This is a genomic window from Brevundimonas sp. AAP58 (assembly GCF_001295975.1).
In the GTDB taxonomy this organism is placed as follows: domain Bacteria; phylum Pseudomonadota; class Alphaproteobacteria; order Caulobacterales; family Caulobacteraceae; genus Brevundimonas.
This window is the reverse complement of sequence record NZ_LJHU01000013.1, coordinates 12,004-38,017: the sequence shown is the minus strand read 5'-3', so window position 1 is coordinate 38,017 and position 26,014 is coordinate 12,004. Positions and strand designations below refer to the sequence as shown.

The following is a 26,014-nucleotide window of genomic DNA, read 5'->3' as shown; positions in this document are numbered from 1 at the left end:
TATGTGACGACGGACCGCTGCGGCGGCTGCCGCCCGCCGCGTCCCCGCCCCTGCGACAGCGTCTGCGACGGCGGCTACGGGCACGGCGGCGGGCATCCGCAGCCGGGCTATGGCCACGGTTACGGCGGCGTGGTTCAGGCCCCGCCGCAGATCTACTACGAGCGCGACCACGGCGCGGCCTCCGGCTCGAGCTATTCGTCCTACGAGAGCTACAGCGAGAGCGAGGCCTACGGCGGCGGCTATGCCTATGAGCAGGGCCCGGTCACGGGCGGGCCGCAGTATGCGCCGGCCCCGCCGGCCTATCCGGAGCCGATCTATCCGCCGTCGCCCTATGCGCCGCCGCCGGTGACCTATCAGCCCGCGCCGGTCCATGTGACGCCGCCGGCGGGCTACTATGGCGACCTGCCGCCCGGTGACACGGGCGAAGGACGCCCGTACCGGCAGACCATGCCCTATCGTCAGGAGTACGGCGAGCGGGGCTGAACCCGCTCACCCGTCTTCCGTCCGGCGGCGTGAGCGGCTAGAGCCTGCCGCCATGACCGACCTGGCCGCCCTGGAACTGGATCTGATCAACGCCATCGGCGGCGCGACGACCGTCGCCGACGTCGAGGCCGTGCGCGTCGCGGCGCTCGGCAAGACCGGCACGATCTCGGGGCTGCTGAAGGGCATGGGGGCGATGAGCCCCGATGAGCGGCGCGAGCAGGGTCCGGTCATCAACGGCCTGAGAGACCGGGTCGCGGCCGCCATCGCGACGAAGAAGGCCGAGCTGGAAGCCGCCGAGCTGGACGCCCGTCTGGCGGCCGAGCACATCGACCTGACCCTGCCTGCGCGGCCGCGTCGCAAGGGCGGTGTCCATCCGACCATGCAGGTGATGGACGAGATGATCGCCGTCTTCGCCGAGATGGGCTTCTCGGTCGCGGAAGGCCCCGACATCGAGGACGACTTCCACAATTTCACGGCCCTGAACTTCCCGCCCAAGCACCCGGCGCGGGAGATGCACGATACCTTCTTCCTGCGCCCCGACCCGGAGACGGGGGAGCGCAAGGTGCTGCGGACCCACACCAGCCCGGTTCAGGTGCGCACCATGATGAGCCAGGAGCCGCCGATCCGCATCGTCGCGCCGGGCCGCACCTTCCGGAAGGATTCCGACGCCACCCACACCCCGATGTTCCACCAGATCGAAGGCCTGGTGATCGGCAAGGACATCCACATGGGTCACCTGAAGACGACCCTGAAGGACTTCGTGGCGCGCTTCTTCGAGCTGGACGATGTGGACGCCCGGTTCCGGCCGCACCACTTCCCCTTCACCGAGCCGTCGGCCGAGATGGACATCCGCTGTGACCGCTCGGGCGGAAAGCTGGTGCTGAACGAGGGCGACGACTGGCTGGAGATCCTGGGCTGCGGGATGGTGCATCCCAATGTCCTGCGCAACTGCGGCATCGATCCGGACCAGTGGCAGGGCTTCGCCTTCGGCATGGGGGTCGATCGCCTGGCCATGCTGAAGTACGGCGTGCCGGACCTGCGCCCCATGTTCGAGGCCGATGTGCGCTGGCTGGCCCACTATGGCTTCTCGGCTTTTTCCGCCCCCAATCCTGCGTCCGGCCTGAGCTGAGGCCTTCGGAGATTCACCATGAGCGAACCCGCACAGATCGGCGGCGGTCCGGCTGATACGCCCGGCAACCGAGCGATCATCGAAAAGACGACCTTCTCCAAGACGGCGATCTGGCTGCCCCAGTACGCCGTCCTGCATTTCAACGCCGGAGTGATGGTGATCGAGAACAAGGTCTTCGAGGACTGTGTGTTCGAAGGTCCGGGCGTGATGCTGGCCCTTGAGGACAACCATTTCGAGGCCTGCAACTTCGGCTTCGCCGAGACCCCGTCCAGCCTGATCTGGCGGCCGGCCGGGCCCAAGGTCGTGGGGGCGGTGCCGTTCCGGAACTGCCGCTTCGAGCGCTGCCGGTTCGCCATGATCGGCTTCTCGGGCCACGAACCCTTCCTGCAGGCCCTGGCTGAAATCCAGTCGCGGGGAGCCGAATGACCGACGCCCAATCCAGCCCGTATCCGATGCTCGGCCTCGGTCGGCGCCTCAACCCGGCCAAGGACCTGACCAAGACCGCGTTCCTCAACGAGGACATGGCGCTGTACGACCTCTATGTGCAGCACATGCGGGCCGGAAAGGCGCTGATCGAGGGCATCACCTTCACAGGCTGCCGCATCGAGGGCCCCGCCGTCATGCTGATCCTGGACGGCACGACCTTCGACAACACCAACTTCGGCGGCAATGGCCCCGTGGCCGACCTGGTCCTGCGGCCGGTCGGCACACGGGCCATCGGCGCGATCCCGATGCGAAACTGCACCTTCTTGGGCTGCGAGTTCTTCATGCTCGGCTTCACCGGCGGGAGCGCGATCCTGGACCAGATCCTCGCCATCCCCGGCCCGAACTGAGCGACCCCGTCCCCTTCTCCTTTTCCGAAGACCTGTCCCGCCGATGAAGTTCTCCCTGTCCTGGCTGAAGGATCACCTCGACACCCCGGCGGGCCCCGCCGAGATCGCCGAGGCCATGACCATGGCCGGGCTGGAGGTCGAGGAGGTCCACGACCCGGCCGCCGCGCTGGCCCCCTTCACGGTCGCGAAAATCATCGAGGCGGTGCAGCACCCCAACGCCGACCGCCTGCGCGTCTGTCAGGTCGAGACCGTCGACGGGATGAAGGAGATCGTCTGTGGCGCGCCGAACGCCCGGGCGGGACTGACCACCATCTATGCACCGATCGGGGCCTATGTGCCCGGGCTGGGCGTGACCCTGGTCGAGAAGCCGGTGCGCGGCGTGGTGTCGAACGGCATGCTGTGCTCGGCCTCGGAGCTGCAGCTGGCCGATGAGAGCGACGGCATCCAGGAACTGCCGCCGGAAATCCCCGTGGGCACGCCGGTGGCCAAGCTGTTCGGTGCCGAGCCGGTGATCGACTTCGAGGTGACGCCGAACCGGCCCGACTGGCTGGGCGTCGCCGGGATCGCGCGCGATCTGGCGGCGGCGGGCCTGGGGACGCTGAAGGACTATGAGATCGCCTCGGTCCGAGGCGGCTTTCCCTGCCCCATCGCGGTGCGAATCGAGGCGCCCGAGCTGTGCCCCGTCTTCGCCGGGCGGATGATCCGGGGCGTGCAGAACGGGCCGTCGCCGGAGTGGCTACAGCGGCGGCTGACCTCGATCGGCCTGCGTTCCATCAACCGGCTGGTCGATGTGACCAATCTGATCGCCTACGACCGGGCGCGGCCGCTGCACGTCTACGATGCCAGGAAGCTGGTCGGGTCCGAGATCGTGGTGCGCGGCGGGCTGGCAGCGCAGGACACGGGCGAGCCCGAGCACCTGATCGCCCTGGACGGCAAGACCTATGCGGCCTCGAGCGCGGACTGCGTCATCGCCGATGCGGCGGGCGAGCGACCCATCGGCCTGGGCGGCGTCATGGGCGGCGAGTCGACCGGCTGCGACGAGGCCACGGTCGACGTCGTCGTCGAGAGCGCCTGGTTCGACCCGATCGCAACGGCCCAGACGGGACGGTCGCTGGGCATTACGTCCGACGCCCAGTACCGCTTCGCGCGCGGCGTCGATCCGGCCTCGGTCGTGCCGGGGCTGGAGCTGGCGACGCGGTTGATCCTGGATCTGTGTGGCGGCGAGCCGTCGGAGATCGTGGTGGCGGGTCAGGCCCCGGCGAACCCGGCGGCCTTCGCGTTCGATCCCGCCTATGTGAAGCGGCTGTCGGGGCTGGAACTCAGCGAAGACCGGATCGCGGAGATTTTGACGGCCCTCGGTTTCGGGATCGCGCGCGGGTCGCCCTGGACCGTGACGCCGCCGTCGTGGCGCCGCGACGTCGAAGGGCCGGCCGATCTGGTCGAGGAGGTCGCGCGCATCCACGGCTTCGATCACCTGCCCGACACCCCCCTGCCCGACCAAGGCGCGCCCAGCCGGGGCGTGCTGAACCCGCGTCAGGCGCGGGTGCGGATCGCGCGCCGGGCGCTGGCGGCGATGGGATACGCCGAGGCCGTCACCTGGTCTTTCACCCGCAGGGACATCGCCGCGATGTTCGGCGGCGGCGACGAGCGTCTGGTGGTCGACAATCCGATCGCGTCGGATCTGGACTGCATGCGGCCGTCGGTCCTGCCCAACCTGATCCAGGCGGCGGCGCGGAACGCCGCCCGTGGGCATGGCGACGTGGCCCTGTTCGAGATCGGGCCGATCTATCTGGGCGACGGCCCCGGCGATCAGCGGACGGTCATCGCCGGCCTGATCAGCCCCCGCGCCGCCCGGCACTGGGGCGGGGCGGGCGAGGACTCCCTGTTCGCGCTCAAGGGCGACCTGATGGCCCTGCTGGAGCAGGTCGGCGCGCCGGTCACAGCGATGCAGCTGGCGCAGGGGCAGAACCGGGACTGGTGGCATCCGGGCCGGTCGGCGCGGCTGCAGCTAGGGCCCAAGACGATCATCGCCGAGTTCGGGGCGGTGCATCCGCGCGTGTTGAAGGCGCTGGACGCCGACGGGCCGATGCTGGGCTTCGAGATCGTGCTGGACGCCGTGCCCGAGCCCAAGGCCAGGGCGACCAAGGCGCGGGGCAACGCCGACCTGCCCAACCTCATGCCTCTGACCCGCGACTTCGCCTTCGTGGTCGAGGACGGCCGGGCGGCGGGCGATCTGGTTCGTGCGGTGGCCAGTGCCGACAAGGCCCTGATTACCGACGTGCGCGTGTTCGACGTCTATCGCGGCGCCGGCGTGCCGGAAGGATCGAAGTCGGTCGCGCTGGAGGTCGTGATCCAGCCGCGCGAGGCCACCTTGACCGACGCCGATATCGAGGGTCTGTCTGCAAAGATCGTCGCCGCCGCCGGGAAGCTGGGGGCGCGCCTAAGGGGGTAGCTGAATGGGCGTGAAGCCAAGGATCGAAACCGCGTTCGAGCGGATGCTGTTCCGTTCGCGCTGGCTGATGGCCCCCTTCTACGTCGGGCTGGTCCTGGCCCTGCTGATGCTTCTGGCCGTCTTCGTGCGCGAGCTCATCTACTATCTGCCCCAGGTCCTGGTCGCGCGCTCGGAGATGGACTCCAACGACGCCATCCTGGCGGTGCTGACGCTGGTGGACCTGTCGCTGGCCGGCAACCTCCTGCTGATCGTGATCTTCTCGGGCTATGAGAACTTCGTTTCCAAGCTGGATCTGGACGGCGAGACCGATCGGCCGCCGTGGATGGGCATGGTCGACTTCTCGGGCCTGAAGATGAAGCTGATCGCCTCGATCGTGGCGATCTCGGGCATCCAGCTGCTTAAGTCCTTCATGAACATCGGCAAGCCGGGCTATCCCCTCGACGAGGCCGAGATGCTGTGGGGCGTCGTCATCCACCTGACCTTCGTCGTCTCGGGCGTCCTGCTCGCTCTCATGGACTGGCTGGCGGCGAAGACGGACAAGCACTGAAAGCGAAGGAACCGGCCGGTCGGTCCCTGATTGGCCTTAGGACCTCATTAACCTCGCCGCCCCAAGGCTGACTCAAAAGTCGCCGACTCTTCCGGGACGCCGAGAAGGGCGACGACATCGATCCCCGGGGACTATCATGCACCGCCGCCAGCTGATCCAGACCGGCTTCGCCGCCGCGACCGCCACCGCCCTGGGTGCCTGCGCGACCCAGCCGCGCCAGCCGGTAGAACCCCAGTATCCCATTGCCTCGGATCAAACGGCTCCGGCCTATACCGCCGACGAGCTGGTGGCGGCCGGATCGCGGGAACTCGGCATCGCCGCCGAGGCCATGGGTGCCGCCATCGAGCGAATCTTCGCCGACCAGGGCGACCGCCCGACCGCCTACATCGCGGGCGAGGAAGGCGCCGGTGCCGCCGTCGTGGGACTGCGATATGGCCGCGGCGCGCTGCACATGAAGGACATGAGCGCCTCCATCGAGGTATTCTGGCAGGGCATTTCCGTCGGCTGGGACGTGGGCGGAAACGCCAGCCGTGTCTTCACCCTGGTCTATGGCCTCTACAACCCCGAAGCCATCTACCGTCGCTACCCCGGCGTGGAGGGCTCGGCCTACCTCGTGGGTGGCGTCGGCGTGAACTATCAGCGCGCCGACGGCATCGTCCTGGCCCCCGTGCGGACCGGCGTCGGCCTGCGTCTGGGCGCCAACGTCGGCACCATGGCCTACAGCCGCCAGCGGAACCTGCTGCCCTTCTGAGGACAGCCCGCCGAGGCCCGTTGACACCGGCCGGTCGGCCCCTCTATGTCGCCCGCTCCTGCCGCCGATGGCGCGGGGCCGTAGCTCAGTTGGTAGAGCGCGTCGTTCGCAATGACGAGGTCAGGGGTTCGACTCCCCTCGGCTCCACCATCCTGCTTCGCGCCGGATGGCGCTTCGCAGGACAGCTCAAGCGACGACTAGTCCAGACCGTCGTCGGTGACGAAAAACGGGCGGCCTTCGGAGGCCGCCTTGCGCGCCAGCTCGTCCTGGACCAGGTGCCAGCGCCGAAGACGCTCGAAGCGGACAGCGTGCTCGGGCGAAGACTCCAGCCAATCGGTGAACTCCCGCGCGCGTCGACTGTAGTTCGGCTCGTCCGGCTCGGGTAGAGCCGGCACCTGAGGCAGCCGACTGGCCACATCGGGCGGGATGGGGAAATCTCCCGATGATGTCGACAGGATCATGGGGCGGCACGGTATGGTAAGAATCGCCGTTCTGGAACCCTGCCGCGCCCGTGCGCCTCAGCCGCCGGCCTGACCCAGGACTTCGTGAAGCACCGCGCAGGCCCGGTCGATCTGGGCGTCAGTGATGGTCGGGTGCACGAGCAGGGCGAGCGAGGTCTCGCCCAGGGCTTTGGCGATCGGCAGCCGTTCGGCGGGTCGTGACGGCGTCCCGTCGAAGGCGCGTTCCAGGTAGATTTCCGACGCTGAGCCATGGAAGCAGGGCACCTCGCGTGCGGAGATCTCTTCAATGATCCGCTCGCGGGTCCAGCCGGAAGCGAGCCGTTCCGGCCGGACGAAGGCGTAGAAGCGGTACCAGGCATGGACGACGTCGGGGGGCGCCAAGGGGACCCGCACGACATCATGGCGCGCGCAGACGTCCGCCAGCCGCATGGCCAGTTCCGTGCGCCGCGCGGTCCACTCCGCCATGCGGTCGAGCTGGATCAGGCCGATGGCCGCCTGCATCTCGATCATGCGGCCGTTGCTTCCGAACATGCCGAACTGCCAGGGCAGTCGCGCACCGGGCGCCTCGTCCAGGTAAGGCCGCCAGGTCTTGCCGTGATCCTTCCAGGACCACATGAAGGCGAACAGGTCAGGGTCATTGGTGGTGACCATCCCTCCTTCGCCGCCCGTCGTCATGATCTTGTCCTGGCAGAACGACCAAGCCCCGATGTCGCCGATCGAGCCGACGCTACGGCCCTTGTAGCGGGCCCCATGAGCCTGGGCGCAGTCCTCGATCACCTTCAATCCGCGCCGGCGGGCCAGGGCCATGATCGGATCCATGTCGCAGGGCCGACCGCCCAGATGGACACAGATGATCGCCCGCGTGCGAGGGGTGAGCACCGGTTCGATGGTCTCGGCGGACAGCCCTTGCGTCTCGGCGTCGATGTCGGCGAAGACCGGGGTGGCCCCGACCGCCACGATGCACGATGCCGAAGCCAGGAAGGTGCGAGGCGTCACCACCACCTCGTCGCCCGGCCCGATGCCCAAGGCGCGCAACGCCAGTTCGAGCGCGACCGTGCCGTTCGTCAGGGCGACAGCATGCGGCACGCCGACCCAGGCCGCATACCTCTCCTCGAATGTCCGGCCGCGATCCCCTGTCCAGTAGTTTACACGGTTCGACGCAAGGACCTCGGCGACGGCCTGCACCTCCTCGGAACTGAAGCTCGGCCACGGCGCGAAAGGGGTGTTCAGCACGGATCAGCGCCTCATCGGACGGGCGGGATTGCCAACGACGGTGGTTCCGTCCTCCACGTCGCGGATCACGACGGCGCCGGCCCCGATGACGACGTCTGACCCGATCGTGAGGCCCTGGCGCACGGCGCTTCCGACGCCGACCCAGGTTCTCGCCCCGACGTTGACGCCTCCAGCCAGGGCGGCCCCAGGCGAGACATGAACGCCTTCGCCGAGGCTCGTATCGTGATCGACCGAGGCGTTTGTGTTGATGATCGCGCCTCTCCCGATACGGGCGCCGACACAGACGCAAGCGCCCGCCAGAACGGCCGATCCGGGGCCGATAAGGGCATGCGCGCTGACGCTGGACCGAGGGTGAACCAGGCTGACGATCGGGCCGCCCCTTGCCGCGATGCGATCGAGCCACTCAAGGCGCTCGGCGTTCGCGCCGAGGCCGACGATCACGCCGCCATATTCGGAGAGGCGGTCCAGCAGGGCTTCCGGCGCGCCATGCGCTCTCCAGGGGCCGGGGGGCGTCGGACGATCCGAACCGTCGAACAGATGAATGGCGCTCCAGCCCACCTGCTCCGCGCAGTCCCCCAGGACACGCGCGTGACCTCCGGCCCCGATGATCGCGAGCGTCCCCTGGGTCATGCGCGCCTCACGGCGACGACGAAAGCGCCTGCCTCATGCCTTCCGCGCCCGTCTGCACCGGTCGCCAACGCACTGTCTCCCAATGACCGCGATCGATGCACAGGGGCTCGAACAAGCTCGTGACTATGGCGCTTCGCCCGACCAGGGCAAGCGGCGCGGCCAGCAGGGATTTGGGGACCGGCAAGGGACGGATGTCGCGACCCAGTTCCCGACCGATGGCCAGAGCCAGGCCGCGGGGCGTCAGATCCTCCGGATCCGCCGGCAGCAGAACGTCTTCGGCCCCGGTCGTGAAGATGAGATGCTCAGTGGCCGAGGCTGCGTTCTCGACCGAGCAGAAGCTGCGCAGACCGACCTCTTGCTAACCCCACCAACCCCAGTTCAGATCAACCCTGCACCCTCAGTATGCTGCATGAGAAACGGGGGTCACATCAAGGCAGACAAGGCGACAGCCGCACTGTGGGATGCTAAAGGTTCTGCTATGAGGAATGCACCATGGAGAGTTTGGCGCAAACGCGATCTCGCATACCAGATCGTCATACATGCCTTGGCAGCGGCAGGTGCAGTCGCCCTCTATCACTGGGCACATGAGGCTCAGTCTCGAGATGGCGTACCACCCCCGAACGAGCGCAAGGTGGAACTTCGCGTCTCCACTCCAATCGGTGCTACTGGGTGAAGTTCCGAGCTTGCTCACCGATCGCGGTATAATCCCTTCACCGGCCTAACTCTGCTTTCCTAGTCGAGCTGGTTCAACAACATATCGGCCTGTGAAAGAACACTCTCCAAATCGCCACTGTCTGTTCGACAGGCTATCACAAGCGCGCGGAGTACTGCCTCCAGTTCGTCAGCGTATCGGACGTTTTTCCTGTCGCGTGGAGGAGCAGTACCCATAGCGGCACGCCAAAGCCGCTCCTTTGTCTCGTAAAGGCGAGTAACTGATCCGGCTGTTCGGTTAGCCTCACGCCCAACAAGGCGCATACTCACTTCATCGTAAGGATGCTCAGCAAAGAGGCGTCTGGCTGCCTCAAGTATCAACGCACGCGTCTTTTCCTTTTGCTGTCTTCGCAGGTCCGACTTATACATTGCCTCGTTCTCGCAGACTCAATTTGTTGGCCAAGCGCTCTGCATAACGGACCAATGTTATCAACTAGTACTCGCCACACTAAGTTTCAGCCCAAGCAGGCTGCATGGCCAATGCAGACTGACCGAGGACGGTCCAACAGACTAGATCGCCTCGAACCAGTTCATCCAGACAATCAAAGCGGCACTTGGGAACGAGCCACTAATAAGCTGCATCCACTTGATCGCCTGTAGATCGGCGTGTCGCCCGGTCGCGTCGGCCGGTGGGACATCCCCGCGTCAGATCTAGAACGGTACACCGCTGTTCGAATATCAGTCGAATATGTCAAAGATGCTGTCGCGCTTCTTCTTCCGATAACGGTAGTCGTCGTCGCGGTGGCGCGGTTGTTGGCTATAGCCGTAAGGCTGAGGCGCCGGCTGAGGCTGGCTCCAGGGGCCCGGCTGCGGCGGGGGCGCATAGGCCGGAGCCACGCTGGCGGCGGCCTGCTCCATCAGCTTTTCCAGCTCGCCCCGATCCAGCCAGACGCCGCGGCACGTCGGACACATGTCGAACTGGACGCCACCCCGGTCCAGCGTCTGCATCTGGGCGTTGTCGTTGGGGCACATCAGCAATGGCATCGCGCGGTCTTTCCTACGAAGGTCCGCCGCAAGGTGAGGCCTCGGTCACGCCAGCGCAACCGGGCAGGGGCTCGTGCCTGCCCGTTCCCCTGTCCAATCACCATGCCGAGACCTTCGGGTGACGGGGGCCCGGCCGGGAAGCCCTGAAAGTCCGCTGTCGTCATTCGTGATGCACGATCACCTTGGGAAGCCGACGCTTTGCGACTAAGTCACCGACCTCGCCACGACGCCTTCGGAAAGCTGCCATGCGCTACCTCCACACCATGGTCCGGGTGAAGGATCTGGACGCCTCGCTTCGGTTCTGGACCGATCTGCTTGGCCTTCAGGAAGTTCGCCGGATGGACAACGAGCAGGGCCGTTTCACCCTGGTCTTCCTCGCCGCGCCCAAGGACCTGGGGCGGTCCGCCATCGAGCGGTCGCCGGAGGTCGAGCTGACCTGGAACTGGGACCCTGAGGACTATACCGGCGGTCGAAACTTCGGCCACCTGGCCTACAAGGTCGACGACATCTACGCGGCCTGCCAGCGGCTCATGGACGGGGGCGTCGTCATCAACCGCCCGCCCCGCGACGGCCGCATGGCCTTTGTGCGTTCGCCCGACGGCATCTCGATCGAACTGTTGCAGGAGGGCGAGCCCCTGGCGGCAGCCGAGCCCTGGGTCTCCATGCCCAACACCGGGACGTGGTGATGCGGCGAACGGTTTCGACTGCGCTGATGCTTGGTCTGGCGGCCTGCGCCTCCACGACTGAGTCCAACCCCGGCCGCACGGCGACCGAGCAGCTGCTGCTGGCGCGCGCTGCGGACCTCGCCGTCGAAGGCCTGCGTCTGCCGATCCCGGAACAAGCGCGCGTCTTCGTCGACGGCCGCTATCTGACAGGCGAAGGCGCGCTTTACGCGACCTCGACGGTGCGCGCGGCCCTGTCTCAGCAAGGCTATCGTCTCGCCAACGACCGCGACGAGGCCGACGCCATCTTTGAGCTGCGCGCGGGTGCCCTGTCGATCGAGCAGATGCGCCGGGTGGTCGGGCTGCCCCCCCTGGCCGTGCCGATCAACGAGAACCTGAACGTCGTATCGATTCCGGAGCTGAGCCTTTACAGCCGCCGCGACCGGGTGGGGGTGGCCGAGTTCTCGGGGTTCGTCCACGACGCCCGCACGGGCGCGCCGTTGGGGGCCGTCACGCCCATGATTGGCGAGTATCGGATCCGCAGCCACAAGGTGCTGATGATGGTCACCTGGGGGCAGCAGTCGGCCCGCCCCGGAGAACGCGATCCCGGCGACAGCTGGCGCGAGTTCTAGGCAGGCCGCGCGCCAGCCGGTGACGCAGGCTCTGCGCCCGCCTATGTTGGCCGCCATGTCCGACACCGCCGCGCCCGAAGTCTCCGACCGTTCTGTGACCGGGGACCGCCCACCCATTCGGTTGTGGCTGATCGACGCCTCGGCCTACATCTTTCGCGCCTACCACGCCCTGCCGCCGCTGACGCGCAAGTCCGACGGCCTGCCGGTCGGCGCGGTCCAGGGCTACTGCAACATGCTCTGGAAGCTGCTGAAGGACATGAAGGGGGCGGATGGCCCGACCCATCTGGCGGCCATCTTCGACCATTCGGAAAAGACGTTCCGGAACGACCTCTACGACCAGTACAAAGCCAACCGCTCGGCGCCGCCCGAGGATCTGATCCCGCAGTTTCCGCTGGTGCGGGAGGCGACCAAGGCTTTCGGCGTCCACTGCGTTGAACTGCCCGGCTATGAGGCCGACGACCTGATCGCGACCTATGCCTGCAAGGTGCGCGACGCTGGCGGCGAATGCGTGATCGTGTCATCCGACAAGGACCTGATGCAGCTGATCGGGCCTTCGGTCGTCATGTGGGACCCGATGAAGGACCGTCGCCTGGCCGAAGAGGCGGTGATGGAGAAGTTCGGGGTCACCCCGGACAAGATGATCGACCTCCAGGCCCTGATCGGCGACAGCGTCGACAATGTGCCGGGTGCTCCCGGCATCGGCCCAAAGACGGCCGCCCAGCTGCTGGACGAATACGGCGACCTCGACACCCTGCTGGAGCGGGCCGGTGAGATCAAACAGCCCAAGCGGCGCGAGACCCTGATCGAGCACAGGGACCAGATCCTGCTCAGCCGCCAACTGGTTCGCCTGACCTGCGACGCCCCCGCGCCCGAGCCGATCGAGGACTTCGTCGTGCGCGACCCCGATCCGGCGACCCTGTCGGCCTTCCTGGAGCTGATGGAGTTCCGCTCGCTCGCCCGGCGGATCGGCGACGGCAAGCTGGCGGGCCACGACGGCTCGGCCTTCGCCCCGCCGCGCCCGGCCGCGCCCCTGTCCGCGCCCTTGTCCGCGCCGGTTATCTCGCCGCGATACGCGCCGCAGGCGGTGTCGCTCGACGTCGAGAAGCAGCCCTTCGACCACGACGCCTATCACTGCATCCAGACGCTGGAGGCGCTCGACGCCTTCATCGCCCGGGCCACCGAGGCGGGCGTGGTCGGCTTCGACACCGAGACGGACGCCCTGTCGGCGACCCATGCGGGGCTGTGCGGCGTGTCGCTGGCGATCGGGCCCAACGACGCCTGCTACATTCCCCTGACCCATGAGCATCCGCCGGTGGAGGGCGGGGGTGGGCTGGACTTCGGCGGCGAGGGCGACGCACGCGAACCCCTGACCCAGCTGGACAAGCCGACGGTCCTGGCACGGCTGAAGACCCTGCTGGAAGACCCCGGCGTGCTGAAGATCGTGCAGAACGGCAAATACGACCTCGCCGTCATGGCCCGACGCGGCATCCGCGTCGCCCCGATCGACGACACCATGCTGATCTCCTACGTCCTTGAAGGCGGGCTGCACGGCCACGGCATGGACGAGCTCAGCCGCCTGCACCTCGGCCACGAGCCGATCCCGTTCAAGCAGGTGGCCGGGACGGGCAAGGCGCAGAAATCCTTCAAGCACGTCGAGCTGAAGCCGGCGACGGCCTACGCCGCCGAGGACGCCGACGTGACGCTGCGGCTCTGGCGCATCCTCAAGCCCCGGCTGGCCCGCGAGGGTCTGGCGACCGTCTATGAGACGCTGGAACGCGGTATGCCTGCCGTCCTGGCCGATATGGAGCTGGCGGGTGTCCGGATCGATCCCGATCGTCTGCGTCGGCTGTCGTCCGAATTCGGATTGAGGATGGCCGAGCTGGAGGCCCGCGCGCACGAGATCGCCAGGAAACCCTTCAACATCGGCAGCCCCAAGCAGATCGGTGAGATCCTGTTCGGCGAGATGAACCTGCCGGGCGGCAAGAAGACCGCCACCGGACAATGGGGCACCGACGCCAGCGTGCTGGAAGAGCTGGCCCTGACCCACGATCTGCCGCGCGCCATTTTGGACTGGCGGCAGCTGTCCAAGCTGAAGGGCACCTATACCGACGCGCTAGTCGCCGCCGCCGATCCGGCCACGGATCGGGTGCACACCTCCTACCAACTGGCGGCGGCCACCACCGGACGCTTGGCCTCATCGGACCCCAACCTCCAGAACATCCCGATCCGCACCGAGACAGGCCGTCAGATTCGCCAGGCCTTCATCGCCAAGGACGGCCACGTCCTGATCAGCGCAGACTACAGCCAGATCGAGCTGCGGCTGCTGGCGCACATCGGCGACATCCCCGAGCTGAAGCGCGCCTTCAAGGCCGGGATCGACATCCACACGGCGACCGCGTCAGAGATGTTCGGCGTACCGGTCGACCAGATGGACCCGGAGACGCGCCGCCGTGCCAAGGCCATCAACTTCGGCATCGTCTATGGCATCTCCGCCTTCGGCCTGGCGGCCCAGCTCGGCATCGACCAGGGCGAGGCGGGGGCCTACATCAAGACCTATTTCGAACGCTTCCCCGGCATCCGCGCCTATATGGACGCCACCCGCGCCGAGGTCCGCCAGAACGGCTACGTCTCGACCGTCTTCGGCCGCAAGATCCACATCCCGGCCATCCACTCCAAGTCCGGAGCCGAGCGTCAGTTCGGTGAGCGCGCGGCGATCAACGCCCCGATCCAGGGGGCCGCCGCCGACATCATCCGGCGCGCCATGATGCGGATGCCAGGGGCCCTGTGCGAGGCCGGATTGGCGACCCGGATGCTGCTCCAGGTCCACGACGAGCTGGTGTTCGAGGCCCCCGAAGCCGAGGCCAATGCCGCGATCGGCCTGATCCGCAAGGTCATGGAAGGCGCGGCGGAACCAGCGGTGGCCCTGTCGGTCCCTCTGGTCGTGGACGCCCGCGCCGCGAAGAACTGGGACGAGGCTCACTAAGGGGGCTGTGTCAGGCCGCGTTCGTCGCCAGCCACGCGATGTAGCCGCCATAGGCGAGCAGCAGGACCAGTCCCTCCCAGCGCACGATCTTCATGCCCGTGCGGACAAAGAGAACCAGCAGCGCGGTGGCGCCCAGCATCACCCACAGGTCGACACGGACGATCTCGGGCGGCACGTCCAGTGGCGAGACCATGGCCGTGATGCCCAGGATGCCGAGCACATTGTAGATGTTGGAGCCGATGACATTGCCGAGCGCCACATCGGCGTGCTTGCGCGCAGCCGCCACGACGGAGGTCACCAATTCCGGCAAAGACGTTCCGACCGCCACCACCGTCAGCCCGATGACCGTGTCGGAAACTCCCAGATCTTGCGCGATGACGACCGCTCCATCGACCAGAAGTCGCGCCCCGCCGATGGTCAGGGCGATGCCCACGACCGCCAGGCCCAGTCCAGCCCAAAGGCCGCCCTTGGCATCAGGCGCGTCTTCCGAGATGTGCTCATACTTGGCCCGTTCGGCGTCCTGCACTGACCGCTCGCCCAGATAGGCGACAACGAGGTAGGCGATCAGCAGGGCAAGCATGCCCAGACCCCAGACGAAGCCGATGCGGCCCGCCAGGACCGCTCCGGCGCATACGGCGCTGGCGATCACCAGCATCCAGCCGTCACGCCGGAACGCGGCCCGGTCCACGACGATCGGTGTGATCAGGGCGGCGACGCCCAGGATCAGAAGGATGTTGGCCGTGTTGGACCCGACGACATTGCCCACCGCGATGCCCGGCGATCCCGCCATGGCGGCAGTGATGCTGGTCACCAGCTCGGGCGTGGAGGTGCCGAACCCGACCAGCGTCAGACCGATCAGTAACGGCGACACACCCAGCGACTTGGCCGCCGTCGAGGCGCCACGCACCAGAGTATCGCCGCCCAGGGTCAGCAGCACGAGGCCCCCAGCGAGCATCAGATATGTGGTCAGGGTCGCGTCCATAAGGCCGCGCTTGCCATGAGGCGCGGACGTCCGCAACCGGGTTCCGGCAAACAGTCGCAGGCCGGCCTGTCGGCGCGAAGACGCTCCCGTCAGGCCGCCAGACCCGCGGCCTTCATCAGCGACTTCAACGGCGCGATCTGTTCCGGGGAGGCCGTGAGGGCCGCGCGGGCTTCGGGCGCGCGGAACAGCTTGATCGCCTCGGCCTTGGCGCGATCGGCGGCGGGGCCGAACGGGGCGGTCTCTCCGGCGGCGAGACGAAGCAGAGCGGCGAGTTTCTGGGCCGGCGGCGCGGGGGCACGAGCCAGTTGGGCCGTCAGCCTGGCCTCAGCCTCGACCACCCCGCCCACGTGGCCGATGGCACCGTTGATCTGTTCAGTGTCGTGCTCGGACAGGGCAGCGGCCCGCACGGACCGGTTCAGGACCGCCAATGCCTGGAGTTTTCTGGCCGCCGTCAGGGGGGCGGTCCGCATTTCCTGCTCGAACCGCAGCGAGGTCACGCAGGCCGCCAGCCATCGGGCGGCGGAGCGCTTGTTGGCGACCCCTGTGACGTTCTCGCAAAGCCGGGTCAGCTGCTCGGCCTCGCACAGGACCGTTTCGCAAGGGTCCACAAAGGCCTGGACGAAGTCCGCCGTGACGAGCGACTTGGATCGTTCGGTGAAGGCGTTCTGGACCTCCTCGAGCGTCAACAGCCGCCCGGCGGTGGCCGTGAGTGACATCGCCAGCGTGCGCAGGATGTCGATTTCGCCGGGCGCGTCGGTTGGTCTCAGACGCCGTGGCCCCATCAGCTCACGCAGCACCATCCGCGCCAGGGTTGCCGAAAGGATCGGATACTCCCCCGCCTCCAGTCGCACACCCAATCGAGCCGCTGGCCCGTCCACGGCCGGCATAAGCAATGCCATTCTGGGGTCCATACGGATCAGGGTCTCGATTTCCTTGGGCGCGACCATCCGCACCACGGCAGCCAGGCTGCCGCCCTGATCCAGCGCAGGCCCGAGAAGCTCGGACAGGTTCGTACGGGACCCCATCATCTCGCACAGGATCTGCTCGATGCCGACCATGACAAGGGCGCGCGGCGGACCCTCCATCGGCGCGCGATCGGCGAGGTCCATCAGTCTGTCGAGACGCGCCCTCGCCCCCCGCAGGTCGACCAACGCCCCTGCGATGACGCCACCCATGACAAAGGCTCGATCCGACGATCCCGCGAGGCGATGGGCCACGTCGGCCAGGGACCGGTTGGCCAGATCCGGAAACAGGTTCTTCCTGCCGGCCGTGACGACCCGATCCATCGCCGCCTCGACCAGCTTCTGGTAGTGGCGGATCAGTTCATGGGCAGCCTGTCCGGTCGCCTGGCTCTCGGGGATGGCGACCTTCTGGATGGCGTGCTGGACCTCGACGCCAGAAGCCTCCAGCCGCTCGACCAGGTCGGGCCGATGCAACAGCTCGAAGACGGTCACGCCGTTGCGTGCAAGCCAGTCTTCCAGAACCCGTCCGATCAGTTCCCGGGCGTGGGGGGCGTAGAGGTCCTGCGGGGCCATGCAGTTGGGCCGGTCGTCGGCCTCGACCGCGCGCTTCTTTGGGGCTTCCGGCGCGCCGCGGGTCAGCACGGTGACGCTGGTGAATTCCATTGTGTCCGGATCGAGCGTTTCCTTGGTCACCCGAACAGCGACGGCCCGCTTGTCGGCGAGGGTCTCTTCCGCCACCTCGATCGCCTGCTGGCGGTTCTCGGTCGCCTGCATCAGCGTCCAGGGTGCCGGCGCGGTCTTGCGGATATAGATCTCGTAATGGACGGGGCCAGCCATGATGGAGTCCGCTGTTGGCCGTCCATCATGATTGAAAGGGTTTAAGTTCCCGTTTCGACACCTCAAATGTGGCCACGCCGACGGTGTGGCCGTAAAGTCACCCCGATCTGGGGCGAACGGTTACGCTTGATGTGCGTTCATTGGCCCCAGACCACGCGTGCGGGGTCACGACAAGGAGACCGAGCTTTGGCCAATATCACCCTGGTGGACGACGACGAGAATATCGTGGCGTCGGTGTCGCTGGCGCTCGAAAGCCACGGCCACAAGGTTGTCGCCTATCACGACGGAGCCACGGGGCTGGAGGCACTCGAGAACACCCCGCCAGATTTGGCCATCCTCGACGTCAAGATGCCCCGCATGGACGGCATGGAGGTGCTGCGTCGGTTGCGTCAGACCAGCCAACTACCCGTTATCATGCTGACCTCCAAGGACGAGGAGATCGACGAGATCCTCGGCTTCAACCTCGGGGCCGACGACTATATCCACAAGCCGTTCAGCCAGAGGCTGCTGATCGAGCGGGTCAAGGCGCTGCTGCGCCGCTCGGGCGGCGATGGCGGCGAGCCCGAGCCTTCGGCCGAATCGTCCGGCAAGGCCATCCGGCGTGGAAAGCTGGTCATGGACCCGGCGCGCCACGAGAGCACCTGGGACGGAAAGCCGGTCAAGCTGACCGTCACCGAGTTCTTGCTGCTTCAGGCCCTGGCCCAGCGACCCGGCTTCGTGAAGAGCCGCGACAACCTGATGGACGCCGCCTACGACGATCAGGTCTATGTCGACGACCGCACCATCGACAGCCACGTCAAGCGGATGAGGAAGAAGTTCCGCGTCGTCGATCCCGAGTTCGACGCCATCGAGACCCTGTATGGCGTCGGCTATCGATACCGCGAGAGCTGATCCTTCGGAGACGTCCGAAGACCGCCCGCTGCGCCGACGCCTGATCCGCTTCGGCGGGTCGCGGCTGGGTGGGCTGATCCTGGCGCTGAACCTGCTCAGCCTGCTGATCCTGTTTGGCGGGGCATTGGCGCTGAACGAGTGGAACCGGGGCCTCGTTCAGGCGCGCCAGGAGAGTCTGCGCGTCCAGGCCGAGTTATTGTCCAACGTTCTCGGCCAGCTTGGTATCACGCGGGGTGAGCCCACACCGGCGCTCGACCAGATCGCCGCTAGCCAGTGGCTACGGGACAACTTCATCCCGAGCGGGCAGAGGGCGCGCCTTTACGACGCCGATGGCGCGCTGTTGTCCGATAGCTTCGCCGTCACCGACATCATTCCCGGCAATCCCTTGCCGCCCGCCAACCCGGCCGGGACCGTTGTCGCTCCGCTCGGCGACGCAGAGGCGGACCGTGAAACGCTGGCCCAGGCCAATGAGGCCCTGGGGGCCGAGATCGAGGCGGCCCTGCTCGGCCTGCCCCAGGCCACTGTTCGGCGATCGGAGACCGGCGACCGCGTCGTGTCTGTGTCACTACCCGTTCGTCATGTGCAGCAGGTGTTGGGCGTCCTGACGCTCGAGGCCGGGGATGTGGACCAGATTCTAGGAGCCCAACGCCGGGCGCTGCTGCCCTTCGCCCTGGTGGCGCTCGCGGTGAACCTGCTGGCGTCCCTGCTTCTGCATCTGTTCGTGGCGCGGCCCGTCATGCGGCTGTCGGCGGCGGCCGATCAGGTCAAGCTGCAACGCGCCCGCGCCATCTCCCTTCCCGACCTGGAAGATCGCAGGGACGAGATCGGCGACCTCGCCCGGTCGCTCGAGTCCATGACCGAGACCCTGTCGGCGCGCATGGACGCCATCGAACGCTTCGCCGCTGACGTGGCCCATGAGATCAAGAACCCGCTGACCTCCATCCGCTCGGCGCTGGAGACGCTCGATCTGGTCAAGGAGCCGGCCCAGCGCGAGCGACTGACCCGCGTCCTGCAGCAGGACGTGCGCCGGCTGGATCGCCTTATCACCGACATCTCCAACGCCTCGCGGCTGGACGCCGAGCTATCGCGCGAGCGGCCGCGTCCGGTTGATCTGAACACCCTCCTGACCGACATCGTCGGCGTCTACGACACGACCTCCAAGCCCGGAGAAGCCCCCGTTCGACTGAGTCTCGAAGCCCCGGGCCCGGCCCGTGTGCTCGGACAGGACGGCCCCCTGGGTCAGGTGTTCAGGAACCTCATCGACAACGCCCGTTCCTTCAGCCCGGAGGGTGCCGACGTCCGCCTGACGGTTCGTCGCGACGAGACAGACCTTGAGCGGCCCCTTCGCGTGCTGGTCGAGGACGACGGTCCCGGCATCCCGTCCGAAAACCTGGAGACGGTGTTCCAGCGTTTCTACACCTCGCGCCCGAAAGGGACGGCATTCGGGTCCAACTCCGGGCTGGGCCTGTCGATCGTGCGCCAGATCGTGGAGGCGCACGGCGGTCGGGTCTCGGCGTCGAACCGCACGGACGCGGCAGGCGCAGTCGTCGGGGCCCGGTTCGAGGTCGCCTTACCCGCCACAGGACGCCGCTCATGACCGATCCCATTCTCCATGCCACAGCGGTCGCCCTGTGGTGCGCCGATGGCTGGCGGGCCGCCCTGCTCCGTGGACCGTCTGGCGCGGGCAAGAGCGACCTGGCCCTGCGGCTGATGGGACAGGGCTGGCGGCTGGTCGGGGACGACTACGTCCACGTCTTCGCCTCGGACGATGGCCTCTATGCCGCGCCCGCCGAACGGATCGCGGGCATGATCGAGGCGCGCGGCGTCGGCGTCGTCACGGCCCGGCACCTCCCGCTCGCCCGCGTCCGGCTGATCGTCGACTGCGTCCAGGAGGGCGTGGAGCGCCATCCCGAGGAGGACCACGACACAGTCGCCGGTGCCGTCGTTCCTCGCCTGACGCTCGACATCCGGCCCGCCTCGGCCACGGCCATCATCGCCCGAGCGATGCGCCGCCTTTGATCCTGTCGCGTTTTCCTCTATTCGATCGCGCTTGCGCGTCGGCCCGGGGGCATCGGCGCCGTCACTGCGGGATGCTTCGCCCTTGAAGACGTCTTCATGATCGGCCTGGTGATCGTCACCCACGGGGGCCTGGCCTCGGAGTTCCTCGCGGCGATGGAGCATGTCGTCGGCCCCCAGCGCGGGGTCGCGGCCATCTGCATCGGGCCCGAGGACGACATGGAGCGCCGTCGGCGCGACATCGTCGACGCCGCCGCCGCCGTCGACGATGGCGAGGGCGTAATTCTGCTGACCGACATGTTCGGCGGCACGCCGTCCAACCTGGCCATCTCGGTGATGGAACAGACCCATGCCGAGGTCATCGCGGGTCTGAACCTGCCCATGCTGATCAAGCTGGCCAGCGTGCGTGGTCGCGAGAGCCTCGAGGCCTGCGTGGCGCACGCCCAGGAGGCGGGCCGAAAATATATCTCGGTGGCGTCCTGGGTGCTCGCAGGCGAAAAATGACGGCGTCGCGTTCGGTCGGAATCTGCAACCAGCGGGGCCTGCACGCCCGCGCCTCGGCCAAGTTCGTAAAGCTGGCGTCCAGCTTCGAGGCCGAGGTGACGGTCACGCGCGACGGCGTGACGGTCGACGCCCGCTCGATCATGGGTCTGCTGATGCTGGGTGCCGGCAATGGGTGCGACATCGAGATCAAGGCCGAGGGCGGCGACGCCGATGAGGCGGTCGAGGCGCTGGCGGATCTGGTCAGCCGCAAGTTCGACGAGGACGCCTGACCCGGCTCAGAGCTGCGTCCGGATCGACCACAGCTCGGGAAAGCAGCGCCGCTCCAGCGTCGAGGACAGATAGCCGACGCCGTCCGTTCCGCCCGTGCCGCGCCGTCGGCCGATGATCCGCTCCACCGTCACCACATGCTTGTGCCGCCAGGTGACCAGGGCGTCGTCCAGATCGACGAGTTTTTCCGCCAGCTGATACAGCGCCCACCAGCGGTCGGTGTCACGATAGACCTCCAGCCAGGCCGCCTCGACCCCGGCCGAGGGGACATAAGGTTGGGAGACGTCGCGGTTCAGCACGGCCTTAGGGACCGCGATGCCCGCCGCGGCGAGTTGGGCAAGGGTGTCGTCATAGAGGCTGGGGGAAGCGAGCGCCTCCGACAAGGCGGCATGGGCCTCGGGCCGGTCGGTCTGGAAGACGAGAAACTTCGGGTCTTTCAGGCCCAGCATGGTCTCCAGCCGCCGGAACTGGTCGCTCTGAAAGCCGGAGCTCGACCCCAGAACGCCGCGAAAGCGCAGGTAGTCGGCCGGCGTCATGGTGGCCAGAATGTCCCAGCTCTGCGTCATCACCGCCTGGATGCGGCTGACCCTGGCCAGGCTCTTGTAGGCGGGCACCAGGTCGCCGGCGCGCACCAGCCGCTGCGCCAGGGCCACTTCGTGCAGGATCTGCTTGAGCCACAACTCCTTGGCCTGATGGATAATGACGAACAGCATCTCGTCGTGCTGGTCGCTGATCGGGGCCTGGGCCGACAGCAGCCGGTCCAGGTCCAGATAGCGGGCGTAGGTCATGTCGGCGGCGTCTGTCATGGCGCCTCTATCGGCCGATCCCCGCCGGGTCTCAAGGCTGGGGCCGGTTCAGCCGACCAGGACGGGCGGCCGCTCGGCCCCGCCACAGGTCACGCCGTGGACCCGCACGTCCGCCTGGCCGAGCTTCAGGCCGACCATATCGAGGATGGGATGGACCAGCCCGTCCAGCACCGGCCCGATCGGCGCGAGCAGGGAGCCTAGCGCCGAGGTCAGGCCACCAAGACCGAGGCCCAGGCCAAGGGCCTGAACATTCACCTCCAGCCGGTCGAACAGAGAGGCGATCAGGCCGGACGGCAGATTGGCCGCCGTGGCGGTGCGCACCCTCTGGTCGGCGATGTCGGCGGCGCTGAACCGGACCGTCTGGAAGCGGGTGTCGGCGACCTCGACGTCGCCCTTCGCCGTCAGCCTGACCAGGCCCGCGACGTTCAGCAGTGTCGCGGGCGTCGGGGTGAGCGTGCGCTGGAAGTCGTCCAGATGGGCCTCGTCGATGCGACCCAGCATGGCTCGCGCCAGTCCCGGCCGCACACCCACGCTCACCGCGTCCGGGCCGCAGGAGACGGCGTCCAGACGCGCCTCGGACGCGGCCAGCTCCAGCAGTATGGGCAGCTCGATCTGGGCCAGACCCGACAGCTTCTGGGCGGTTCGCGCCTTCAGATACAGCCGCGCCTGGGCCGTGCGGATCACCGGCTGGCCCTGGCCGGTCACCGTCAGCCAGGGCGAGCGATTGGGCCGTTCCCCGATCGCGAGGTCGGCGGTCACATCGGCGAGACCCGTCTGGACGCCGAGATCCAGCCGGATCTGCCGCTCTCCGCCGGTCTCCAGCATGGCCATGGCCAGATCGAGCACCGAGACCGAGGCGTCGAGCCCCTGGGCCAGCCCGCCCGAAGCGTCAGCTTCCAGCCTGAACACCTCGCCGAGCCGCACGGTCACGTTCGACGCCGGTCCCGTCAGTTTCGACAGCGCGCTGTCGGCCTGATTTCCCGCGAGATCGCGGATGACCCCGAGCGCCCGGCCGACCTCGATCTCCTGCTCCAGCAAGCGGTCGTACCGGCCGGCCTCGACGTCGAGTTCGGTCGCCAGGGCGTCGAACACGCCGAGCAGATTGACCTCCGCGTCGGCTAGAGCCTCGTAGTCCATGACGCTGAGATTGACCGAGCTTCCGGTCAACCCGCTCAGCAGGGCATTGGCGATCCCGCCCTCGACTGCGGCCAGACGCGACCCGATCGAGAACATGGCACGCGGCGGATCGGCAGAAGCGGCGGCGACAGCCGTGCGGCTCAGCGTCACCTCCGAGCGCCCCACGATCCAGCGCCCGAAATAGAGCGACGAGGCGCGGGTCAGGGTCACCCGGGCGGCGTTGGCCGGTGCGGCCGAGGCCATGAACCGGTCCACTGGGGCGCGGGAGGCGTCGGGCGAATATCGACCTGTGACAGTCACTGTGGCGACCTCGCCCAGATTGGCTCTCGCGGTCGTCTCGGCGGCGAGGTGGGCCCGGTCCAGATTGGCCGCCGCCGACAAGGCCGCGAGATCGGCCGCGCCCTGAAGCGATCGGCCCGCGAGCGCAAGGCTCGCCAGATCGACCACGATGGCCGCGAGCACGCAGAGCAATGCGCCCGCCGCCGCGACCATCGTCGCGACACCGCCCGCCTCGTTCCCGCCGAAGCGGCGACACGTCATCAGAAGCCGCCCATCCGCACCACGGCGGCGCGTTCGATGCGCTGCGGCGGGGAGGGGATCAGGGCGGCCAGGGCCATGACGGGATGCCCCGTGGCGTCCAGAACCACCCGAACCCGGATTTCCTGCGCGTCAGCCTCGACCGTGATCTCGAGATCTTCGTTCGCGAAGCCGTATACGCCGTCGGCCTCGGCCACGATGAAGGCTTGGGCGATCGCCTGCCGTTCCGCGGGGTCCAGGCCCGCCACCGCCGCCCTCGCGCCCTCCGTGGCCAGGGACTGCACGCTCTGCGCGAGCCAGAACCAGCCGCCATAGAGCGCCATGCCCATCAGCATGAGGATGAGCAGCGGGCCGACCAGAGCGAACTCCACGGCGACCGAGCCCTGCCGCGATCGGTGTCGAGACCGGAAGGTGCGGTTCGTCCAGCGCATGACGTGACGCTAGCGCAGCAGTCTGACTACAACTTTAACGCTACTTCCTGCCTGAACCTCCATGTCGAGGCTGGGACGCGGCTCTCACGCGCCCGATCCGGACGGCGGAGAGCGAAAAAGTTCCGAAGGGCGTTTCCCACCTACGAGGAAAATGGCGCACCCGAAGAGATTCGAACTCCTGACCCCCAGATTCGTAGTCTGGTGCTCTATCCAGCTGAGCTACGGGTGCGCGCGGCCGTGAACGGCGAGGGCGGGTCTTTAGCGGCTCGACCCCGAGCGCGCAACCCGGATTTGACGCCCTGGTTCCGCTACGGGCTTGGCGCGGTGGCGCGGGACCCCTAGGTCGGAAGACGACCTTCCCGTCGCCGGACTTCCACCCCATGCGTCTCGTCGCCTTCGCCCGTTCCGTGGTCGCCGTCCTGGCTCTCACCGTGGCCGCCTGCCAGCCCTCGGTCGCGGCCCGGCCCGCGCCGACGCAGACACCGACGCCCGACGCCCAGGTCACGCCCCCCGCCCGCGGCCCCTTCGTCTCAGCCGCCAATCCCCTGGCCGTCGAGGCCGGGCTGGACGTGCTTCAGCGGGGCGGCTCGGCGGCCGATGCGGCGGTCGCCATCCAGGCGGTGCTGGGTCTGGTCGAGCCGCAATCGTCCGGCCTCGGCGGCGGGGCCTTTCTCATGCATTTCGACGCGGCGACCGGCGAGACCGTCGTCTATGACGGCCGCGAGACCGCCCCGGCCGCCGCCACGCCCGAGCTGTTCTACGAGAATGGCCGTCCGCTGGGGTTCGGCGATGCGGTGCTCAGCGGCCGCTCCACAGGCGTTCCGGGCGCGGTCGCGGCCCTGGCGATGGCGCAGGAAGAACACGGCCGCCTGTCCTGGAACCAGCTGTTCGGCGAGGCAGAGCGCCTTGCCCGTGACGGCTTCGTGGTCAGCCCGCGCCTTGCGGGCATGATCGCCCTGACGCGCGGCCAGGCCCGCACCGAATGGGCCAACGCCTATTTCACAAGGCCCGACGGCCAGCGGTATCAGGCGGGCGACACCCTGCGGAACCCGGCCTATGCCGAGACCGTGGCGACACTGGCCCGCGACGGGATCGAGGCCTTCCGCTCCGGCCCCATCGCCGACGCCATCATCGAAGCCGTGCAGGCCGAGCCGCGCCCCGGTGCCCTGACCCGGGCCGACCTCGCCGCCTATCGCCCCATCAGGCGGGACGCCCTGTGCCGGCCCTTCCGCGTCTATGTCGTCTGCGTGCCGCCGCCGCCCTCCAGCGGGGTGGCGGTGCTCCAACTGCTGGCCATGGCCGAGACCCCGACCATCGCGCCCCTGCTGGCGCAGGGCGAGACGAGCGCCCAGGCCTGGATCGCCTTCGCCCAGATCCAGCGCCTGATGTACGCCGACCGCGACCGCTACGTCGGCGACCCGGCCTTCGTCGGTGTGCCGGTGGCCGGCCTGCTGGACGAGGACTACGTCGCCGCCCGCGCCGCCCTGGCTCCCGGCCTCACGGGAGCGGCGCAACCTGGCACGCCCCCCGGCGGCATCTTTCGCGCGCCCGACGCCACGACCGAGCCCGCCGGCACCAGCCACTTCGTCGTGGTGGACGCGGCAGGAAACGCCGTCTCCATGACCACCACGGTCGAGAGCGTCTTCGGCTCGGGCCGGATGGCGGCGGGCTTCTTCCTAAACAACCAGCTGACCGACTTCTCGTTTAGCCCGACGCGTCCGGACGGCGGAGAGGCGGCCAATGCCGTCGCCCCGGGCAAGCGGCCGCGCTCGTCCATGTCGCCGGTTATCATCCTGGACCGGCAGGGGCGTCTGGTCGGGGCCGTGGGGTCGCCGGGCGGGCCGTCTATCCTAGCCTACAACGCCAAGGCGCTCATCGGAACGCTGGTCTGGGGTCTGCCCATGCAGGCGGCGATCGACCTGCCCAATCTGGTGGCGCGTGGTGGGGGCTTCGGCGCGGACACCGCCCGCTTCGGCCCGACGCTGGCCGAGCAACTGGCGGCCGGCGGCGTGGCGCTCGCGCCGAACCAGTCCGAGACCTCGGGCCTGCACGGCGGCCTGTGGCGACCGGGACCGAACGGCTGGGCCTGGGACGGCGGCGCCGACGACCGCCGCGAGGGCGTCGCGCGGACGCGGTAGATCAGAACATCTCGC

General features: G+C 68.1%; 25 protein-coding genes, 2 tRNA genes and 1 pseudogene. 17 read left to right on the top strand and 11 right to left on the bottom strand.

What is annotated here, in order from left to right:
* The 8 genes and pseudogenes from IP78_RS15445 to IP78_RS01955 all read left to right on the top strand — a co-directional run.
* Positions 1-483: pseudogene (locus IP78_RS15445) on the top strand (hypothetical protein); the annotation flags it as partial.
* Positions 484-535: 52 nt separating this feature from the next.
* Entirely contained in the window at positions 536-1,612 is a 1,077-nt protein-coding gene (pheS, locus tag IP78_RS01985) for a phenylalanine--tRNA ligase subunit alpha (protein ID WP_054110041.1), read from the top strand.
* 18 nt (positions 1,613-1,630) lie between these two features.
* Positions 1,631-2,038: a hypothetical protein gene (locus tag IP78_RS01980; RefSeq protein ID WP_054110040.1), complete on the top strand. Its 408-nt coding sequence runs from the start codon at positions 1,631-1,633 to the stop codon at positions 2,036-2,038.
* Entirely contained in the window at positions 2,035-2,445 is a 411-nt protein-coding gene (locus tag IP78_RS01975; RefSeq protein ID WP_054110039.1) for a hypothetical protein, read from the top strand. Before IP78_RS01980 ends, IP78_RS01975 begins: the two co-directional genes overlap by 4 nt.
* A 43-nt stretch (positions 2,446-2,488) precedes the next feature.
* On the top strand, positions 2,489-4,897 hold the full coding sequence (gene pheT, locus IP78_RS01970; protein WP_054110038.1) for a phenylalanine--tRNA ligase subunit beta: 2,409 nt from the start codon (positions 2,489-2,491) through the stop codon (positions 4,895-4,897).
* A 4-nt stretch (positions 4,898-4,901) separates the two neighbouring features.
* Complete coding sequence (locus tag IP78_RS01965; RefSeq protein ID WP_054110037.1) at positions 4,902-5,444, top strand: TIGR00645 family protein; 543 nt, start codon at positions 4,902-4,904, stop codon at positions 5,442-5,444.
* Between the two features lie 136 nt (positions 5,445-5,580).
* The gene (locus tag IP78_RS01960; protein WP_054110036.1) at positions 5,581-6,195 is read left to right on the top strand and encodes a DUF1134 domain-containing protein; all 615 of its coding nucleotides are present in this window, start codon (positions 5,581-5,583) and stop codon (positions 6,193-6,195) included.
* Positions 6,196-6,269: 74 nt separating this feature from the next.
* Positions 6,270-6,345, top strand: a tRNA-Ala gene (locus IP78_RS01955).
* 47 nt (positions 6,346-6,392) lie between these two features.
* Here IP78_RS01955 and IP78_RS01950 read toward each other — a convergent pair.
* The 5 genes from IP78_RS01950 to IP78_RS01935 form a co-directional block, all read right to left on the bottom strand.
* Complete coding sequence (locus tag IP78_RS01950) at positions 6,393-6,656, bottom strand: hypothetical protein (RefSeq protein WP_054110035.1); 264 nt, start codon at positions 6,654-6,656, stop codon at positions 6,393-6,395.
* Positions 6,657-6,713: 57 nt separating this feature from the next.
* Positions 6,714-7,889 carry a DegT/DnrJ/EryC1/StrS aminotransferase family protein gene (locus IP78_RS01945; protein WP_054110034.1) on the bottom strand — a complete coding sequence of 392 codons (1,176 nt, stop codon included), beginning with the start codon at positions 7,887-7,889 and terminating at the stop codon, positions 6,714-6,716.
* A 3-nt stretch (positions 7,890-7,892) separates the two neighbouring features.
* Positions 7,893-8,519 (bottom strand): acetyltransferase, encoded by a 627-nt coding sequence (locus tag IP78_RS01940; RefSeq protein WP_054110033.1) that lies wholly within the window; start codon positions 8,517-8,519, stop codon positions 7,893-7,895.
* A 732-nt stretch (positions 8,520-9,251) separates the two neighbouring features.
* Positions 9,252-9,599 (bottom strand): helix-turn-helix domain-containing protein, encoded by a 348-nt coding sequence (locus tag IP78_RS15795; protein ID WP_082384797.1) that lies wholly within the window; start codon positions 9,597-9,599, stop codon positions 9,252-9,254.
* Positions 9,600-9,908: 309 nt separating this feature from the next.
* Positions 9,909-10,214 (bottom strand): zf-TFIIB domain-containing protein, encoded by a 306-nt coding sequence (locus IP78_RS01935; RefSeq protein WP_054110032.1) that lies wholly within the window; start codon positions 10,212-10,214, stop codon positions 9,909-9,911.
* A 245-nt stretch (positions 10,215-10,459) separates the two neighbouring features.
* Between IP78_RS01935 and IP78_RS01930 the strand changes: the two genes are divergently transcribed.
* From IP78_RS01930 to polA, 3 genes are read left to right on the top strand one after another with little or no spacing between them, the layout of a single operon-like run.
* The gene (locus IP78_RS01930) at positions 10,460-10,900 is read left to right on the top strand and encodes a VOC family protein (RefSeq protein ID WP_054110031.1); all 441 of its coding nucleotides are present in this window, start codon (positions 10,460-10,462) and stop codon (positions 10,898-10,900) included.
* Positions 10,900-11,508: a DUF6655 family protein gene (locus IP78_RS01925; protein ID WP_054110030.1), complete on the top strand. Its 609-nt coding sequence runs from the start codon at positions 10,900-10,902 to the stop codon at positions 11,506-11,508. Before IP78_RS01930 ends, IP78_RS01925 begins: the two co-directional genes overlap by 1 nt.
* A 55-nt stretch (positions 11,509-11,563) precedes the next feature.
* The gene (gene polA, locus IP78_RS01920) at positions 11,564-14,491 is read left to right on the top strand and encodes a DNA polymerase I (protein WP_156320243.1); all 2,928 of its coding nucleotides are present in this window, start codon (positions 11,564-11,566) and stop codon (positions 14,489-14,491) included.
* 10 nt (positions 14,492-14,501) lie between these two features.
* Here polA and IP78_RS01915 read toward each other — a convergent pair whose 3' ends face one another.
* Positions 14,502-15,473 (bottom strand): calcium/sodium antiporter, encoded by a 972-nt coding sequence (locus IP78_RS01915; protein ID WP_197272351.1) that lies wholly within the window; start codon positions 15,471-15,473, stop codon positions 14,502-14,504.
* 89 nt (positions 15,474-15,562) lie between these two features.
* On the bottom strand, positions 15,563-17,272 hold the full coding sequence (locus IP78_RS01910; RefSeq protein WP_054110028.1) for a hypothetical protein: 1,710 nt from the start codon (positions 17,270-17,272) through the stop codon (positions 15,563-15,565).
* A 186-nt stretch (positions 17,273-17,458) separates the two neighbouring features.
* On the opposite strand from IP78_RS01910, the gene IP78_RS01905 reads away from it, so the two are divergent.
* From IP78_RS01905 to IP78_RS01885, 5 genes are all read left to right on the top strand, one after another.
* Entirely contained in the window at positions 17,459-18,163 is a 705-nt protein-coding gene (locus IP78_RS01905; RefSeq protein WP_054110027.1) for a response regulator transcription factor, read from the top strand.
* Positions 18,132-19,760 (top strand): ATP-binding protein, encoded by a 1,629-nt coding sequence (locus IP78_RS01900; RefSeq protein ID WP_054110026.1) that lies wholly within the window; start codon positions 18,132-18,134, stop codon positions 19,758-19,760. Before IP78_RS01905 ends, IP78_RS01900 begins: the two co-directional genes overlap by 32 nt.
* Positions 19,757-20,182 carry an HPr kinase/phosphorylase gene (locus IP78_RS01895; RefSeq protein WP_054110025.1) on the top strand — a complete coding sequence of 142 codons (426 nt, stop codon included), beginning with the start codon at positions 19,757-19,759 and terminating at the stop codon, positions 20,180-20,182. Before IP78_RS01900 ends, IP78_RS01895 begins: the two co-directional genes overlap by 4 nt.
* 96 nt (positions 20,183-20,278) lie before the next feature.
* Positions 20,279-20,683 (top strand): PTS sugar transporter subunit IIA, encoded by a 405-nt coding sequence (locus IP78_RS01890; protein WP_054110024.1) that lies wholly within the window; start codon positions 20,279-20,281, stop codon positions 20,681-20,683.
* Entirely contained in the window at positions 20,680-20,952 is a 273-nt protein-coding gene (locus IP78_RS01885; protein ID WP_054110023.1) for an HPr family phosphocarrier protein, read from the top strand. The genes IP78_RS01890 and IP78_RS01885 overlap by 4 nt, the downstream gene beginning before the upstream one ends.
* 6 nt (positions 20,953-20,958) lie before the next feature.
* On the opposite strand, the gene IP78_RS01880 is transcribed toward IP78_RS01885, so the two are convergent.
* The 4 genes from IP78_RS01880 to IP78_RS01865 form a co-directional block, all read right to left on the bottom strand.
* Positions 20,959-21,756, bottom strand: coding sequence for a tryptophan 2,3-dioxygenase (locus IP78_RS01880; RefSeq protein ID WP_054110022.1), 798 nt, complete (start codon positions 21,754-21,756; stop codon positions 20,959-20,961).
* A 48-nt stretch (positions 21,757-21,804) separates the two neighbouring features.
* Positions 21,805-23,433 carry a TadG family pilus assembly protein gene (locus tag IP78_RS01875; RefSeq protein ID WP_054110021.1) on the bottom strand — a complete coding sequence of 543 codons (1,629 nt, stop codon included), beginning with the start codon at positions 23,431-23,433 and terminating at the stop codon, positions 21,805-21,807.
* On the bottom strand, positions 23,433-23,861 hold the full coding sequence (locus tag IP78_RS01870; protein ID WP_054110020.1) for a TadE/TadG family type IV pilus assembly protein: 429 nt from the start codon (positions 23,859-23,861) through the stop codon (positions 23,433-23,435). The genes IP78_RS01875 and IP78_RS01870 overlap by 1 nt, the downstream gene beginning before the upstream one ends.
* Positions 23,862-24,013: 152 nt before the next feature.
* Positions 24,014-24,090: transfer RNA gene (locus tag IP78_RS01865), tRNA-Arg, on the bottom strand.
* 151 nt (positions 24,091-24,241) lie between these two features.
* Between IP78_RS01865 and IP78_RS01860 the strand changes: the two genes are divergently transcribed.
* On the top strand, positions 24,242-25,999 hold the full coding sequence (locus IP78_RS01860) for a gamma-glutamyltransferase family protein (protein WP_054110019.1): 1,758 nt from the start codon (positions 24,242-24,244) through the stop codon (positions 25,997-25,999).
* The last annotated feature ends 15 nt before the right edge of the window (positions 26,000-26,014 follow it).

What these genes read in the sequence shown, in the direction of transcription:
- pheS (WP_054110041.1), top strand. Translation starts at nt 536, where the DNA reads ATGACCGACCTGGCCGCCCTGGAACTGGATCTGATCAACGCCATCGGC.
- IP78_RS01980 (WP_054110040.1), top strand. Translation starts at nt 1,631, where the DNA reads ATGAGCGAACCCGCACAGATCGGCGGCGGTCCGGCTGATACGCCCGGC.
- IP78_RS01975 (WP_054110039.1), top strand. Translation starts at nt 2,035, where the DNA reads ATGACCGACGCCCAATCCAGCCCGTATCCGATGCTCGGCCTCGGTCGG.
- pheT (WP_054110038.1), top strand. Translation starts at nt 2,489, where the DNA reads ATGAAGTTCTCCCTGTCCTGGCTGAAGGATCACCTCGACACCCCGGCG.
- IP78_RS01965 (WP_054110037.1), top strand. Translation starts at nt 4,902, where the DNA reads ATGGGCGTGAAGCCAAGGATCGAAACCGCGTTCGAGCGGATGCTGTTC.
- IP78_RS01960 (WP_054110036.1), top strand. Translation starts at nt 5,581, where the DNA reads ATGCACCGCCGCCAGCTGATCCAGACCGGCTTCGCCGCCGCGACCGCC.
- IP78_RS01950 (WP_054110035.1), bottom strand. Translation starts at nt 6,656, where the DNA reads ATGATCCTGTCGACATCATCGGGAGATTTCCCCATCCCGCCCGATGTG.
- IP78_RS01940 (WP_054110033.1), bottom strand. Translation starts at nt 8,519, where the DNA reads ATGACCCAGGGGACGCTCGCGATCATCGGGGCCGGAGGTCACGCGCGT.
- IP78_RS15795 (WP_082384797.1), bottom strand. Translation starts at nt 9,599, where the DNA reads ATGTATAAGTCGGACCTGCGAAGACAGCAAAAGGAAAAGACGCGTGCG.
- IP78_RS01935 (WP_054110032.1), bottom strand. Translation starts at nt 10,214, where the DNA reads ATGCCATTGCTGATGTGCCCCAACGACAACGCCCAGATGCAGACGCTG.
- IP78_RS01930 (WP_054110031.1), top strand. Translation starts at nt 10,460, where the DNA reads ATGCGCTACCTCCACACCATGGTCCGGGTGAAGGATCTGGACGCCTCG.
- IP78_RS01925 (WP_054110030.1), top strand. Translation starts at nt 10,900, where the DNA reads ATGCGGCGAACGGTTTCGACTGCGCTGATGCTTGGTCTGGCGGCCTGC.
- polA (WP_156320243.1), top strand. Translation starts at nt 11,564, where the DNA reads ATGTCCGACACCGCCGCGCCCGAAGTCTCCGACCGTTCTGTGACCGGG.
- IP78_RS01915 (WP_197272351.1), bottom strand. Translation starts at nt 15,473, where the DNA reads ATGGACGCGACCCTGACCACATATCTGATGCTCGCTGGGGGCCTCGTG.
- IP78_RS01910 (WP_054110028.1), bottom strand. Translation starts at nt 17,272, where the DNA reads ATGGCTGGCCCCGTCCATTACGAGATCTATATCCGCAAGACCGCGCCG.
- IP78_RS01900 (WP_054110026.1), top strand. Translation starts at nt 18,132, where the DNA reads ATGGCGTCGGCTATCGATACCGCGAGAGCTGATCCTTCGGAGACGTCC.
- IP78_RS01895 (WP_054110025.1), top strand. Translation starts at nt 19,757, where the DNA reads ATGACCGATCCCATTCTCCATGCCACAGCGGTCGCCCTGTGGTGCGCC.
- IP78_RS01890 (WP_054110024.1), top strand. Translation starts at nt 20,279, where the DNA reads ATGATCGGCCTGGTGATCGTCACCCACGGGGGCCTGGCCTCGGAGTTC.
- IP78_RS01885 (WP_054110023.1), top strand. Translation starts at nt 20,680, where the DNA reads ATGACGGCGTCGCGTTCGGTCGGAATCTGCAACCAGCGGGGCCTGCAC.
- IP78_RS01880 (WP_054110022.1), bottom strand. Translation starts at nt 21,756, where the DNA reads ATGACAGACGCCGCCGACATGACCTACGCCCGCTATCTGGACCTGGAC.
- IP78_RS01875 (WP_054110021.1), bottom strand. Translation starts at nt 23,433, where the DNA reads ATGACGTGTCGCCGCTTCGGCGGGAACGAGGCGGGCGGTGTCGCGACG.
- IP78_RS01870 (WP_054110020.1), bottom strand. Translation starts at nt 23,861, where the DNA reads ATGCGCTGGACGAACCGCACCTTCCGGTCTCGACACCGATCGCGGCAG.
- IP78_RS01860 (WP_054110019.1), top strand. Translation starts at nt 24,242, where the DNA reads ATGCGTCTCGTCGCCTTCGCCCGTTCCGTGGTCGCCGTCCTGGCTCTC.